The sequence below is a fragment of the Polaribacter sp. IC066 genome, from assembly GCF_007997085.1.
Lineage (GTDB): Bacteria > Bacteroidota > Bacteroidia > Flavobacteriales > Flavobacteriaceae > Polaribacter.
In genome coordinates this window covers 99,662-113,675 of sequence record NZ_VORR01000008.1, presented here as the reverse complement: position 1 = coordinate 113,675, position 14,014 = coordinate 99,662, and the positions used below count along the sequence as shown (strand labels likewise).

General features: G+C 31.7%; 15 protein-coding genes. 1 reads left to right on the top strand and 14 read right to left on the bottom strand.

Annotated elements, in window-relative coordinates:
- Positions 1-472: 472 nt before the first annotated feature.
- Positions 473-1,090 (top strand): hypothetical protein, encoded by a 618-nt coding sequence (locus ES044_RS04415; RefSeq protein WP_147120239.1) that lies wholly within the window; start codon positions 473-475, stop codon positions 1,088-1,090.
- A gap of 184 nt (positions 1,091-1,274) precedes the next feature.
- Here ES044_RS04415 and manA read toward each other — a convergent pair whose 3' ends face one another.
- From manA to ES044_RS04345, 14 genes are all read right to left on the bottom strand, one after another.
- Entirely contained in the window at positions 1,275-2,480 is a 1,206-nt protein-coding gene (gene manA / locus ES044_RS04410) for a mannose-6-phosphate isomerase, class I (RefSeq protein ID WP_147120240.1), read from the bottom strand.
- Between the two features lie 101 nt (positions 2,481-2,581).
- The gene (locus tag ES044_RS04405; RefSeq protein ID WP_147120241.1) at positions 2,582-3,337 is read right to left on the bottom strand and encodes an SDR family NAD(P)-dependent oxidoreductase; all 756 of its coding nucleotides are present in this window, start codon (positions 3,335-3,337) and stop codon (positions 2,582-2,584) included.
- 235 nt (positions 3,338-3,572) lie between these two features.
- The gene (locus tag ES044_RS04400; protein ID WP_147120242.1) at positions 3,573-4,505 is read right to left on the bottom strand and encodes a hypothetical protein; all 933 of its coding nucleotides are present in this window, start codon (positions 4,503-4,505) and stop codon (positions 3,573-3,575) included.
- Positions 4,506-4,601: 96 nt separating this feature from the next.
- Entirely contained in the window at positions 4,602-5,087 is a 486-nt protein-coding gene (locus ES044_RS04395; RefSeq protein ID WP_147120243.1) for a hypothetical protein, read from the bottom strand.
- Between the two features lie 460 nt (positions 5,088-5,547).
- Positions 5,548-6,414: an ATP synthase F1 subunit gamma gene (atpG, locus tag ES044_RS04390; RefSeq protein WP_147120244.1), complete on the bottom strand. Its 867-nt coding sequence runs from the start codon at positions 6,412-6,414 to the stop codon at positions 5,548-5,550.
- A gap of 76 nt (positions 6,415-6,490) precedes the next feature.
- Entirely contained in the window at positions 6,491-8,065 is a 1,575-nt protein-coding gene (atpA, locus tag ES044_RS04385; RefSeq protein WP_147120245.1) for a F0F1 ATP synthase subunit alpha, read from the bottom strand.
- Between the two features lie 21 nt (positions 8,066-8,086).
- The gene (gene atpH, locus ES044_RS04380) at positions 8,087-8,644 is read right to left on the bottom strand and encodes an ATP synthase F1 subunit delta (RefSeq protein WP_147120246.1); all 558 of its coding nucleotides are present in this window, start codon (positions 8,642-8,644) and stop codon (positions 8,087-8,089) included.
- Positions 8,645-8,650: 6 nt separating this feature from the next.
- Positions 8,651-9,151: a F0F1 ATP synthase subunit B gene (locus tag ES044_RS04375; protein WP_147120247.1), complete on the bottom strand. Its 501-nt coding sequence runs from the start codon at positions 9,149-9,151 to the stop codon at positions 8,651-8,653.
- Between the two features lie 156 nt (positions 9,152-9,307).
- Complete coding sequence (gene atpE / locus ES044_RS04370; protein ID WP_105022182.1) at positions 9,308-9,502, bottom strand: ATP synthase F0 subunit C; 195 nt, start codon at positions 9,500-9,502, stop codon at positions 9,308-9,310.
- Positions 9,503-9,538: 36 nt separating this feature from the next.
- A complete protein-coding gene (gene atpB / locus ES044_RS04365; protein WP_147120248.1) occupies positions 9,539-10,675 on the bottom strand; it encodes a F0F1 ATP synthase subunit A in 1,137 nt (378 codons plus the stop codon).
- Positions 10,676-10,761: 86 nt separating this feature from the next.
- Entirely contained in the window at positions 10,762-11,145 is a 384-nt protein-coding gene (locus ES044_RS18785) for a DUF6168 family protein (RefSeq protein WP_147120249.1), read from the bottom strand.
- Positions 11,138-11,380, bottom strand: coding sequence for an AtpZ/AtpI family protein (locus ES044_RS04355; protein ID WP_147120250.1), 243 nt, complete (start codon positions 11,378-11,380; stop codon positions 11,138-11,140). The genes ES044_RS18785 and ES044_RS04355 overlap by 8 nt, the downstream gene beginning before the upstream one ends.
- On the bottom strand, positions 11,352-11,768 hold the full coding sequence (locus tag ES044_RS04350) for a polymer-forming cytoskeletal protein (RefSeq protein ID WP_147120251.1): 417 nt from the start codon (positions 11,766-11,768) through the stop codon (positions 11,352-11,354). The genes ES044_RS04355 and ES044_RS04350 overlap by 29 nt, the downstream gene beginning before the upstream one ends.
- Positions 11,769-11,770: 2 nt before the next feature.
- On the bottom strand, positions 11,771-13,996 hold the full coding sequence (locus ES044_RS04345) for a tetratricopeptide repeat protein (protein ID WP_189663315.1): 2,226 nt from the start codon (positions 13,994-13,996) through the stop codon (positions 11,771-11,773).
- Positions 13,997-14,014: the final 18 nt, after the last annotated feature.

The window sequence follows — 14,014 nt, the reverse complement described above, 5'->3', positions numbered from 1 at the left end:
GAATAGCTTTTAGTTTATCGGCATGTTTTCTTTGTTTACAATTACGGTGTAATTGTTTAATTGTAATTTTCTCTTCTTGTGATAATTTTATAGTCATACATCTGAATATCAACAATATAAAGATACTAAATATTACTCAAAATAACAAAAATATAGTGCTTAAATAACTGAAAAACAGTAATTTAATATCAATAATTACACCATGAAATTTTATGTTCCCGAAAACCTAAATGTATTGAGTATAATAAAACTTTTTTTTCAGAATTTAACAAAATATTCAGATTAATTTGGCTCGCTGCTTGACTCAAACTAAATCCTTACATGCAATATATAAGTGCCAATTTTTATTCGTTTTTAATAGCTACAAAATTAAACAAACTAGAACTCTTTGTAAAAAACGTTGTGCGTCATGCGCCAGAAATATCTCAAAAAAACCAGAATTTATTAATAAAATTATCTTTACCTTTCTCAAATGGAATCTAAAAGAAAACAAAATGAAAATGAATGGCTTGCATTATTAGAAAATGCAATTAAAGAAAGTGTTCAAATTAGAGTAAGCCATCTATTTAAATACAAGGGTAAAAATTTAGGAACTTTTTTAGTATCCTCTAAAAGAAAACAAAATACAGAATTAATTAGAAAAATTGAAAATTTAGGGGTCAATTTTAAAATGCATAGTAAAAATCCTGTAGCTTATTTAGAAAAATTTACGTTCCAACTTTCCACAGATAATAAACCGAATAAACAGCATTATATCACGAGGTTCAATTCTTATCTTTTACCTAAAAAAGAATTCTTAGAAGAACAAAAAATTAAAGAACTAAATAGCATTTGGAAAATGAAATTTGGTGACATTCGGAAATGGGAAAAACCTGAAACAGTTCTTGATAAAATTAAAAACTGGAAAAATTTTAGATATGATGAAAAAGTAAATCCTACGGGCAAATGGTTTGATTATAGAAAAAATATGGGAAAACTATATGGTTGGGTCTATAGTAAGAAAACAAACACCGATAAAATGAATTTAATTTCAGAATATTTTAACGATCAAGAATTAGACGAATTGAAAAAAGAAGGTTTTTTAAACTAAAATCACATCGCAAAGAAACATATATTAAAAATTGTAGCATTCTAATACTTGTAAAATTAGTTATGGTTTTGCAAACTTTTTAAATTCTTTAAAAATTTCTCATTCACAAAACCACAACTTTCAATACGCAACAACACTATAAAGTTGTTTCTAAAAATAGGTTCTTTTCAATTGAATATTATTGTTAATCTGGCGCAGTAGCTTTATATAAAATAGCATTTTTAGAAGTCGAAATTTCATAAAAAGCATTTGCAAGAATTAGCACCGCTGCTCCCTTTTTAAGATGTAACCTGGTATTTTGTTCTTTAATGGTGGCTTCGCCCTCTAATAAGATTAAAATTTGAGCTGTTTTTGTTTCTGATTTATAGTTTTGATTTGCATTTAACGTAATCTGACTTAATTCAAAATCTGGCGCAGCACTTTTATAAATACGTTCTAAGCCATCCTTCTGTAATTCGCCTTGCATCACATTAGGCACCGTTGCTTTAAACTCTACATGTTTTAGTAATTCTGGTATGTCTACATGTTTTGGCGTTAAACCACCCCGTAAAACATTGTCTGAATTTGCCATTAACTCCATATTCTGACCTTCTAAATAGGCATGAGGGATACCCGCGTCTTGAAAAACAGCTTCTCCTTTATTCGCTTTTACAACGTTAAAAAAGTAAATTGAATAAATTCCTTTATCTAAAATTTTTGTGTTTGTAGAAGAATCAACAGCCTTGGCCGCCCAATACGCCGGATTCGACTTTTCTAAATTTCCTGCTTTGTATGCGGGTAAAATTTTGTCTATTAAAGGTTGTAAGATGCGGTTATTATCCTCGTCAGACTGCTCCATCACTGTTTTATACAATCCGTAATAACCTTGTTCTTTAAAAACAGGCAGTAAATGGGTGAATTCTTTAATGTTTTTTAATGTGGCTACTAATTTATCTTCTGGCAAAAAGCCGTGAAGTAACCAAAATTCACCTAACGCAACCATAATCTCTGGTTTATGATTGTCGTCTTTATAATTTCTGTGCGCCGCTTTTAACGGAATGCCCATTTCATTCTCTACCTTAAAACCTTTTTCTGCCGCTATTTTAGTGGGATGTACTTGTATCGATAGCACATCTTTTACATCTAAAACTTTAAATAAGAAGGATAATCGTCCAAATTTACTCGCTATTTTTTGCCCTAATTTCTCTTTTAAATCAGTATTCAAAAAATTATTTAAAGGTTTTGTTTCTTGGTCGATGAGTACTTCAGACGGAGCGTTATCATGCGCACCCAACCAATATTCAGCACATTTTTCTTCCGTGGCTTTTTCTCCTAATAGATTCGGAATAAAATCAGAGCCGCCCCATGCATAATTTTGAATTTTTCCTTTAAGGAGATATAGTTTTGTCATTGTAATTTCTTCTAAAGTTATAAGTTGAGTGCGCTATTTTACTATTTATTTTAATTTGATATCACTCTTTTGCAAAGGATTAATATTCACTTAAAGTAAAACTATTTATTTTTATTCAAAATCGTAGCACTTGCCTGGGCTGTTGGGTACACCACTAAATCTTCTATATTTACATAATACGGTCTTGTAATTACAAAATGAATAATATCTGCAATGTCTTCTGCTTGCAAAGCTTTAAAATCTTTGTAAACCGTTTTTGCTCTTTCTGTATCGCCTTTAAAACGTACTTCAGAAAACTCGGTTTCAACCAAACCAGGATGAATGGCAGCAACACGAATGTTATATTGATTTAAATCTAATCTCATAGATTTGTTTAAAGCGTTCACCGCAAACTTTGATGCACAATACACATTTCCGTTAGGGTATACTTCCTTACCTGCAATAGAACCAATATTAATAATAAAACCACTATTATTTTCTATCATTTGAGGAATGATCGCTTTCGATACATATAACAATCCTTTTACGTTAATGTCTAACATCGCATCCCAATCATCAATATCTCCGTCCTGTATGCTAGACAAACCGTGAGCATTACCCGCATTATTGATTAAAATATCTATTTGTTTAAAATTTTCTGGAAGCGATTTTATAGCCTTTGCAACTTCATCTCTTTTAGAAACATCAAACTGTAATGTAGTTACCTCTGTTAATTTTGAAAGTTCTTTTTGAATATTTTCTAAACGATCCTTTCTGCGTCCGCAAAGAATTAATCTGATGTTATTTTTAGCAAAAATTTCTGCTGTTGCCTTTCCGATTCCTGACGTTGCTCCTGTTATGAATGCTGTTTTTACCATTTAATTTTTTCTTAGTTTTAATACCGATTCTATGATCGTTTGTCTGAAACATCAAACTTACTACAGAACCAACTTCACAAATATAAAACTATAAAAACTAGTGTTATTTTTTCTTTTTTAAAATCTAGGATTTTAGAAGGTTTTACACAAAGAAAAAACCGTCCTCTTCAAGACGGTTCCCCTTTCAATTGATTACTTTTAAAAAATAACCAATCAAAAATCAACTAACCAAACTTTATTTTAAATTTCTTCTAATCTTTGTTTTACGTTCTATTTTAGTACGTTTTCTGTTATTATTTCTTACAAGGTCTTTCGCACTTTTAACAGTTTTTTCACTTTTTAATAGCTGTATAAATATCTTTCCAGAAAAATCATAGGTTGTGTCTGACTTAATATGATATAAGCGAACCCTTCCGTCATTTATAACGCTCAATTCAAACTCTTCATTATCTCCGTTATCATAATTCAATGTTAATATTTTTAGATCTTCATAACCTGCAACATCGAAGATTTCATAAGCCCCTTCATAATCCCATTGTATAGAATCAACTTGTGTGCCAAAGTTATCTTGAGAACTATAAAACGTTGTTATATTATCTAGTGTAAACTGTAAGTAATTTTCCTCATCAAAAGCATTTGGAGTGCCACCTACTGTTTCTATTTTCCCCCAAGCTCTATATTCTTGTAAAAAATATTCTATGTTTTCATAAAACAGTTGATCATAATCAAAATTATTAGTGTTGTAGCCTATTAGATAATAACTTACATTCTGTCTAAAATTATATAGCCTTATTTCGTTTTCAGATAAAACAGTCACTTCAAAATCATGAGCACCATCTCTATCATGGTTCGTTTCTAACAAGCCATTAAACGCGTTGTAAGTTCCTACATCGATGCCCAAACCATTTCCTGTTCTACCAATGTCTACAATGTTATTATTTGCATATAAAATTCCATTAATAAAAGATAAGGTAAAGGCTCTTGAAACGTACGGAATATCTCCATCTCCAACAGTTCTGTGGTAATCTACATACCAAATATCATAACCAGAAACCACGTTTTCTAAAGTAGGCTGGTACGTATCCAAAGAGTCATTGTAAACCGATGAGCACGAACTAAATAGTGTTCCTGTAATGGCTATAATTAAAAGTAGTTTTAGCGTTTTCATAAGCTTTACGTTTAATGGTTACATACATATATGTTCAAAATGTATGCCAAAAAAATAAGCCTACTTAAAAAACCAGCTTAACTATATGGTTTTAAATTATTTGGGTAATGAAGGAAAATTTAGCTCCTTTTCCTTTTTTACAGATACGATCTTAAAATATTTAATTTTTCCTTGAATTTTATAGCTAATAACGGCTTCATCTTCTTTTAATTGAAAAGGAAATTTTTTTATAATTGGAATAGGATTCTGAAATTCTTTCACCGGATTTTCATCAAGAATCATCTCTTTTCTTTCATTTACTATAAAATAACCAACGACCAATGTCTCTGTTTCTGTTTCTGAATTTTTAGATTGTAAGTTCGCGACTCTCTTATCAAAAAAAATACTATCAAATTCAATCTTTTTCTTTGATGAATAACCAATTATAATATTCACACCTTTTATTCCGGGTTGACCACCAACCCAATACTGATGTACAGCCGATGTAATTTTAAATGGAGGATTTTGATCGAATTGTAAACTTCTACATTGGAAAAATAATACAAACATCAATACTATGAATCCCATTTTTATTTTTTTCATATAGCGTGGTTTTTTACTCAAATTCAATTGTTATGCCAAGATATAAAAAAATGCATTTGGTATTTTTATGTGTTCCAGGATACAAAAAAAAAGCGAATCCTGTTGATTCGCTTTTTTTATAGTAAGTTGTCTATCTTTTTGATAATTCAACATGTATGTAATTTTTTAAGAAATTTGACTCCGCAAAAGCTTCGTCTAATTTTTCAGAGCTTCCACAGTTGTAAAATTTGACTCCGCAAAAGCTTCGTCTAATTTTTCAGAGCTTCCGCAGTTGTAAAATTTGACTCCGCAAAAGCTTCGTCTAATTTTTCAGAGCTTCCGCAGTTGTAAAATTTGACTCCGCAAAAGCTTCGTCTAATTTTTCAGAGCTTCCGCAGTTGTAAAATTTGACTCCGCAAAAGCTTCGTCTAATTTTTCAGAGCTTCCGCAGTTGTAAAATTTGACTCCGCAAAAGCTTCGTCTAATTTTTCAGAGCTTCCGCTCCACCAACAATTTCTAAAATTTCGTTGGTAATTGCTGCCTGACGTGCTTTGTTGTATGTTAATAGTAAATCGTCTCTTAAATCGGTAGCATTGTCTGTTGCCTTATGCATTGCTGTCATACGTGCACCATGTTCTGAAGCAAAACTATCTCTAAGTGCTTTATACAATTGGGTTTTTAAAGATTTAGGAATTAACGCTAAAACAATTTCTTCTTTAGATGGTTCAAAAATATAATCAGAATTAACGGTTAAAGAATCATCAAGCTCTATCGGTTCAATTGGTAAAAACTGCTCTACTTGTGGCAATTGAGTAGCTGCATTTTTGAATTGATTGTAAACCAATTCAATTTTATCATAGCTACCATCTACATAAAGATCCATTAATCTTTCTGCAATTACAGCAACATTATCGAACGTTAAATCGTCATAAATATCATTTCTATTTGCAAAAATAGTGTGCTTTTTAGCCAAAGTAGCTTCTCCTTTTTTCCCTATCGCAAATAAATCTACTTGTTTATCAGCATACTTTTCTGCAATTGTTCTAATAACAGTTTTAGTAATCGATGAGTTAAAACCACCACATAAACCTCTGTTAGATGTTATCACAACGATTAAAACCTTTGAAACTTCTCTTTGTTCAGAATATACACCACCAGAATCACTGTCTAAAGTTGCACTTAAAGTTTGCAATAATTCAGTTAATTTAGATGAATATGGTCTCATTGCTATTATAGCATCTTGGGCCTTTTTTAACTTTGCAGCAGATACCATTTTCATGGCAGATGTAATCTGCATTGTAGATTTAATAGAAGTAATTCTATTACGTATTTCTTTTAAATTTGCCATATTTTAGGAATTAGTTGTTAGCAATTAGTTATTAGTAGTTAGCTTAAAACCTAACTACTAAACACTAACTTCTAATTTAAAATTGTGCTGATATTTCTTTCGCTGCTGCTTCCAATACAGAAGTTGCTTCCTCTGTTAATTTACCAGATTTTAAAACGTCTAAAATATCTCTATGCTTTGCATTTAAATAATCGATATAATTTTTCTCGAATTTCTTTACTTGATTTACAGGAACATCTCTTAACAAGTTTTTAGAACCTGCATAGATAATTGCGATTTGATCTTCTACTGTAAAAGGATCATTTTGTGCTTGCTTCAAGATTTCAACATTACGTTGTCCTTTAGAAATCACGTTCATTGTTGCTGCATCTAAATCAGATCCAAACTTTGCAAACGCTTCTAATTCTCTATACTGTGCTTGATCTAATTTTAAAGTACCTGATACTTTTTTCATAGATTTAATTTGTGCATTACCCCCAACACGAGAAACCGAAATACCTACGTTAATTGCTGGTCTTACACCCGAATTAAATAAATCTCCATCTAAGAAAATTTGTCCATCCGTAATAGAAATTACATTGGTTGGAATATATGCTGATACATCTCCTGCTTGTGTTTCAATGATTGGCAATGCAGTTAAAGAACCTCCACCTTTTACGATTGGTTTTAAAGAATCTGGTAAATCGTTCATTTCACTTGCAATTTTATCATCGTTGATAACTTTTGCCGCACGTTCTAATAATCTTGAGTGTAAATAAAATACATCACCAGGATACGCTTCACGACCTGGAGGTCTTCTTAACAATAAAGAAATTTCACGGTACGCAACTGCTTGTTTTGATAAATCATCAAAAACAATTAAAGCAGGTCTACCTGTATCTCTAAAAAATTCTCCAATTGCTGCTCCTGCAAAGGGTGCATACACTTGCATTGCTGCGGGATCTGAAGCATTTGCTGCAACAATAGTAGTATATGCTAAAGCGCCTTTTTCTTCTAACATGTTTGCAATTGCTGCAACTGTAGATGCTTTTTGACCAATAGCAACATAGATACAATATACTGGTTTCCCAGCATCGTAAAATTCTTTTTGATTTAAAATAGTATCTAACGCAACGGTAGATTTCCCTGTTTGACGGTCACCAATAATCAACTCACGCTGACCTCTACCAACCGGAATCATGGCATCAATAGATTTAATACCTGTTTGTAATGGCTCTGTTACTGGTTCTCTAAAAATAACTCCAGGCGCCCTGCGCTCTAAAGGCATTTCGTAGGTTTTACCAGTTATAGGTCCTTTACCATCAATAGGAATTCCTAAAGTATTTACAACACGTCCTACAATTCCTTCTCCTGTTTTTAAAGAAGCAATACGTTCTGTACGTTTTACAGTAGAACCTTCTCTAATTGAAGTAGAAGCACCTAATAAAACAACACCTACATTATCTTCTTCTAAGTTTAAAACGATTCCCTCTAAGCCGTCATCAAATGCTACTAGCTCACCATATTGTACGTTCGATAATCCGTAAACACGTGCAATACCATCTCCTACCTGTAGCACAGTACCTACTTCGTTTAAAGTAGCTTTTGCTTCAAAATTTGTTAACTGTTGCTTTAAAATTGCTGATACTTCAGCTGGTTTAATACTTGCCATCTTTTATAATTTGATGTATAATTAAATTTTTGAAATATAATGACTGTTGTCAAATTCTTTCCTCAATTCGTTTAAATAGTTAGAGATACTTGCATCGTATTGCATATCTCCTACACGTAATATAAATCCTCCCAAAATAGCTGGATTGATTTCATTTTCTAAATTTGCATTACCGCCAGTTAAAGCAACTATTTTCTCTAAAACTTTAATTTCTAGTGCTTTTGTTAAAGGTACAGCCGTTGTAACTTTAGCAACCTGCATATGCTTATCAAAAGCATAAATAACGCCGTATTGTTTCGCAATAGCCTGTAGCATTGCTATTCTCTTATTATCTTGTAGTAAATGAAATAAGCCAAGCGTAATATTGTTTACTTTAGATTTAAATAAAGCGTCTAAAACGTTTATTTTATCCGAAGCCTTTACAATAGGACTTCTTAACATTACTTCAAAATCGTCATTTTCTAAAATTGTAGCGGCTATCAATAACATATCGTCATTTACAGCAGTTTCTTCTTTAGAATCTTTAGCAAGATTTAAAATGGCTTTTGCATAACGTATTGCTGCTCTTGCGTTTTTCATTCTCTTTTAGTTTAAAGTAATATCTTTTAAGATTCCCTCAACCAATTCTAGTTGATCTTCTTTAGACGATAATTCTCTTTTAATTACAGACTCTGCAATACTAATCGATAAATCTGCTACACTCTTTTTTATTTCTGCTAAAGCTGCTTGTTTCTCTTGTTTTATAGATGCTTGTGCCGTTTCTATTAGTTTTGTGGTAACCTCTGTAGCATCTTCTTTTGCTTCAGCAATCATCTTCTCTCTAATTTCTCTTGCTTCTTTCATCATTTCTTCTCTCTCTGCTCTTGCTTCTTTTACCAGCTTTGCATTGTCTGCTTGTAAATTTTGCATTTCTTTACGTGCATTATCTGCTGCTGCTAAAGCGTCTTTAATTCCTGATTCTCTTTCTTCTAAAGAATTTAAAATTGGTTTCCAAGCAAATTTTACCATCAACGCAATTAATGCTAACAATAATATTGTAGACACTACAAATAATCCTGGTGAAAAGTCGTTTAATAAAGTTTCCATTCTATAAATAAACTAATTAATTTCTTATTTTATTGTTTTATTTAAAAGAATCTTATTAAAACTTCCTTTAAATTTTTAATGCTCATTAAAATGAGTACTTAAAAATAGGTTCTGTAACCAACCGTTACAGAACGCTATCTTTTGTTTTTGTTTGGATTATTTTCCTAAAAATAATGCTCCAAATGCTAAACCTTCTAATAATGCAGCAATAATAATCATTGCTGTTTGAATTTTCCCTGCCGCTTCTGGCTGTCTAGCAATACCTTCCATTGCTTTTCCACCAATTTGACCTAGTCCAATTCCTGCACCGATTACGATTAATCCTGCACCAATTAAATTGTAAGTTACCATGTTAAATGATTTAAAAATAAATTAAACAAATTTGCATTAATGAGCTTCTGAATGTTCTGCTACCGCCATACCTATAAACAATGCTGAAAGCATTGTAAAGATATACGCTTGTAGAAAAGCAACTAAAATCTCAATTAATAATATAAAAAATGATAATACTAAAGACAATCCTGTTGCACCGACCACACCAAGTGATTCTTTTAGGGTGAACATAATGGCAATTAGACTCATTATCACAATATGACCTGCTGATATGTTTGCGAACAAACGAACTAATAACGAAAAAGGTTTAATAATTAAAGCGCCTATTAATTCTATTACCGCTAAAATTGGCCTAAATAAAACAGGCACTCCCGGCATCCAAATCATGTGCATCCAATACTCTTTATTTCCGCTAAATGTATAAATTACCAATGTAAAGGCAGCTAAACATGCAGTTACGGCTATTTGACCTGTAACATTAAAACCTAATGGTGTTAAGCCTGCTAAATTTAAAATCCAAATAAAGAAAAACACGGTTAGTAAATAGCCTGTAAATCTTCTGTAATGCTTCTCACCAATATTTGGTCTTGCAATTTCATCACGAACATATAAAACCAAAGGTTCTAAAACTCTACCAAAACCTGTTGGTATTTTCTTCGTTTTGTATTGTCTTGCTAGTTTAGAAAACCATAGAAGCATTAAAACGCCGATAAGCAATAAACCAAAAACACTTTTAGTAATTGATAAATCAAAAGTTTTTTGTGCATTGGTTGCATGGTGCTCCTTGTCGAAAACTGCAACGGTTGCGTCTTTGTCTAATTCATAAATTTTAGAATGAATTTTAGCAAATTTCAATCCTTTTTTTTCTACAATTACATGACCATCATCATTATGATGAAATTCTGAAGACATAAAAGTTACAAGTCCTTCTGACGTCCATAAAATTACGGGCAACGGAAAACCAACATGTTTTCTTTCTCCGTCGTCATTGGTGTAAGACCACAAAGAAAAATCATGAGAATCTTTTAAGTGATGAAGAATATATTCTTCAACTTCCGTTTTTGTGTTTACTCGCCCACCATCGTTTGAGCTATCGTATTTTGTGTCAGAATCTAAAGCAAAGCCTATCGTTGTAAATAGGGCAATTACTACCGTTGTAAGAAATTTGACTGTTTTTTGTGCAACCTTCATTGTTAAAATACGCTTTCTAAATTCGGCGCAAAGGTATGTAATAATTCAAAAGTATAAAACATTTATTTATTGATTTTTTTTTATTCTTATTTGTTCAGAATTTTAGCCACAAAAAAAGCCTCTGTTAATAAAAAAAGTAGCGTAGGTATAAGTAGCGATACCCCTGCTGTTTGAGATAAATTTTCTTCGTTAAAGATAGGATGATAAAAGACTGCGCAGAAAAGCAATATTTTAAGAAGAAGCGTTCCTAAATAGATAAAACCAAGTTGAGAAAAAATCTTATCAACATTTGAAAATAGCTTGAAATTTACACAAATTAGTAGCGAAAAACCCATTTGAAACAGGTATACTTTCTTTAAAGAAAACGGTAAAATTACCCCTTGTTCATTGATATAATTTTCATGAAAAGAAAAACTTACTAAAAAGATACCTAAAAATATTAAAAAGTAAAAAAGAAGATCTTTAATCATTAATTTTATTGGCTTGTTTTATTAAGGAGTACATGGCTAAAAAAATAGCAATTAACGTAATTGTTTCTGTCAAAAAATTAGTTTTAAACACGCTATCTAACCAAGTGCCTGCTAAAAAACCAAGATAAATAATAAGCCCCATTTGCAAACCTGCGCCTGAAAGTTGAATGACTTTATGTAGCGGTTTTTTAGTTTCCTTTTTGTTGCTACTGTTCTTGTTTTGTTTTTTTTCCATCCTCTTTTTTTACTTCCTTTGGCACTACTTTCATTACACAAGATGCATTAAACGTAGCGCCTGGCTCGATAGATAGTTTACCAACAATAACATCTCCAGAAATATTTGCAATAGCCTTTACAGTTAACGTTTTCTCTACGTTTAATTCTCCAGAAAACCTACCCTCTACATCTGCATTTAGCGCTTGTATTGTACCTTGAACAAAACCACCAGCACCAATAATAACTCTTCCTTGGGTTTTTAGTTCTCCTTCTAAAATACCATCGATTCTAAAATCTCCGTCTGAAATTATTTCTCCTTTAATTGTGGTGTTTTTTGCAATTACGTTTCTTTCCATTGTCTTTAACTTCGTTGTTTTAGGAGTTTCGTTTTTATCTTTACTAAACATTTTTACTTGTTTAATTGCGCTATAATTGCTTTTGCTTTTTTACCTTCGTCTGTATTACCGTAACTAACAGCAACAAATTCTAAAGCAATTTTATATGCTTCTTTATCTTTAAACTTACCAATTGCAAAAGCTTTTAAAAGCTCGAACTTAGGAATTAAATCAGAACTAGGAATCGTTATCACAAAATCATTAATTTTTGTAATTACTTCTTCAAACTTAAAATCTTTGTAATCGTAATACATTTCTTTATAAACTTCTTCCACTTCATTTACTGCAATTTCTTCTTCAAATGCTGTATTTGGGTTTAGAATTATTTGCGCAAATTTTGTCTTCGGATAGTCTGTAAGAATCACATTCTTATACTTTTCTGCTTCTACAGCATTGCCTAAAGCGGTATAAATTTGATACAAATGCCAATTGATTGGTAAAATTAACGGTTTCTCTGGTTTTAAAGAAGCCACCCGTTCTAGTCTTTCTTTTGCTAATTTTTGATTTTTGAATTGCTCTTTATAAATTAAGCCTAATTCGTATAAGGCCTGATTTCGATTGATTTTTAAAGTATCAATAGCTTCTTTTGCTGTCGGAATTAAACTTAAATAAGCATCTAAATCGTACTTTACATTTACTTTGGTTACTTGGGCTGAATCTTTTATTGCACTACCAATCGTTGCTTTGTCTGCCCATCTCCAATCATCTTCTAGTTTTCTTGACCCCCAATTTTTTTGAAATGCTGTTTTTCCGTAACTTAAAGATTGATTGTTATAAAAATACCATTTTCCTTTATCCGCAGATTTTAAACCGCCGCCCATATTACCAAAAGCCATTTGATTTAATCTTAACTGCGCCGCATCTTCATCTGCCTTTTTTAATTTTATGATATACTCTTCAAAATAAAGTTTTTGATCTTCTTTTGATAGTTCTGCAATTTTAACAATACTATCATTGGTAGCAACTACCTCTTCAAATTTAATTAAAGAAGCTAAATTTTTATATTTTCTTTTAATTCTTCGTATTCGAAGATCTGAACTGTCTATAGAAACCTGCAAAACACTATCATAATATGCACTTGCGCTTTGATATTCTGACTCTTTAAAATACAAATTGCCTAATTTTTCATAGGTAAATGTTTTCTGCTTATCGCCACCGTCTTTGGCTCTTAAAGAATTATTATAGTATACTTTAGCCAATTGAGTACTGTCATTCGCTTGATGTAAAACCCCTGTTTGATAATATAATTCGTCTAAATACGGTCTGTTATCTCTATTCTTTATCAACTTTTGCAAACTTTCTAATACAGCAACTGAAGAAGAATCGTTGGTAGAATTTCTTGCCAATTCTATATTTGCGTGAATTCTATATTTATAAGGTGCTTTTTTAAAATTGATTAATCTCTTGTAAACCTGATTTGCAGAATCTTTTTTGTCCTCGTTGCTATAAATCTGACCCAAAATAAATAAATTACGTGCAGATTGCGCTCTATTTTTTAAAGTTCTTGTGGCTAGTTGTAAATGTTTTTTTACCATCTGTAAACTATCGCTTTTCACATACGCCATGGCCAAAGCTGTATGCCCAAGTTCTTTAATTTCGTCGGGTAAATCTGCTTCTAAAGTATCTTTAACAACCAATAGAAGTTTCATGGTTTCGATGGCCATTTCTTCATTATCCATTCTAATATTGGTTTTGGCTCTCCAAATTTTAGTTTCTGCAATTAAGCTTGCGTCTGGATACTTGGCAATTACATAATTAAACGCTTCTACAGCGGGTACAAATCGTTGCGAATAGTACCGCGATTTGCCTAATAAAAAATAAGCATCATCTATTTGCCTGTTGCGCTCTTCGCCGTTAATGTTCATTCCATGCTTCTGAATCGCTTTTACCGCTTTTTCTTCTGCTCTTTCAAACGTCGTTAATTCTTTTTTTTCCTCACTCTCATTTCCGCCACCAAAGCCTGCTCCTGGACCGTTATTAAAAGTTGGTACTATTATTTTGTCTTCTTCAAATTCTATCGGTTCTATGGGCAAACGCCCAAACCAATCGTCTTTATAATTATTATTTATCTCTTCTATTCCTTGCTGAAAGGCTTCTTTACCATTAAATAAAACGTTGAATTTTGTGGTAAGTGCATGAAAATTTCTACTGATTACAGTATCTTTTTTTGTGCTACACGAAAAAATGGTGCCAAAAAAAATAAGGATTAAAAATATTCTTTGAGTGTTTTTCACACGCATATATCTAAATTAAATAGT

Bases quoted from the DNA above. Each gene is read 5' to 3' on its own strand.
- atpH (WP_147120246.1), bottom strand. From the start codon at position 8,644: ATGAAAAACGCAAGAGCAGCAATACGTTATGCAAAAGCCATTTTAAAT.
- ES044_RS04400 (WP_147120242.1), bottom strand. From the start codon at position 4,505: ATGAAAACGCTAAAACTACTTTTAATTATAGCCATTACAGGAACACTA.
- atpB (WP_147120248.1), bottom strand. From the start codon at position 10,675: ATGAAGGTTGCACAAAAAACAGTCAAATTTCTTACAACGGTAGTAATT.
- ES044_RS04405 (WP_147120241.1), bottom strand. From the start codon at position 3,337: ATGGTAAAAACAGCATTCATAACAGGAGCAACGTCAGGAATCGGAAAG.
- ES044_RS04395 (WP_147120243.1), bottom strand. From the start codon at position 5,087: ATGAAAAAAATAAAAATGGGATTCATAGTATTGATGTTTGTATTATTT.
- atpG (WP_147120244.1), bottom strand. From the start codon at position 6,414: ATGGCAAATTTAAAAGAAATACGTAATAGAATTACTTCTATTAAATCT.
- ES044_RS04355 (WP_147120250.1), bottom strand. From the start codon at position 11,380: ATGGAAAAAAAACAAAACAAGAACAGTAGCAACAAAAAGGAAACTAAA.
- ES044_RS04375 (WP_147120247.1), bottom strand. From the start codon at position 9,151: ATGGAAACTTTATTAAACGACTTTTCACCAGGATTATTTGTAGTGTCT.
- ES044_RS18785 (WP_147120249.1), bottom strand. From the start codon at position 11,145: ATGATTAAAGATCTTCTTTTTTACTTTTTAATATTTTTAGGTATCTTT.
- atpE (WP_105022182.1), bottom strand. From the start codon at position 9,502: ATGGTAACTTACAATTTAATTGGTGCAGGATTAATCGTAATCGGTGCA.
- atpA (WP_147120245.1), bottom strand. From the start codon at position 8,065: ATGGCAAGTATTAAACCAGCTGAAGTATCAGCAATTTTAAAGCAACAG.
- manA (WP_147120240.1), bottom strand. From the start codon at position 2,480: ATGACAAAACTATATCTCCTTAAAGGAAAAATTCAAAATTATGCATGG.
- ES044_RS04345 (WP_189663315.1), bottom strand. From the start codon at position 13,996: ATGCGTGTGAAAAACACTCAAAGAATATTTTTAATCCTTATTTTTTTT.
- ES044_RS04350 (WP_147120251.1), bottom strand. From the start codon at position 11,768: ATGTTTAGTAAAGATAAAAACGAAACTCCTAAAACAACGAAGTTAAAG.
- ES044_RS04415 (WP_147120239.1), top strand. From the start codon at position 473: ATGGAATCTAAAAGAAAACAAAATGAAAATGAATGGCTTGCATTATTA.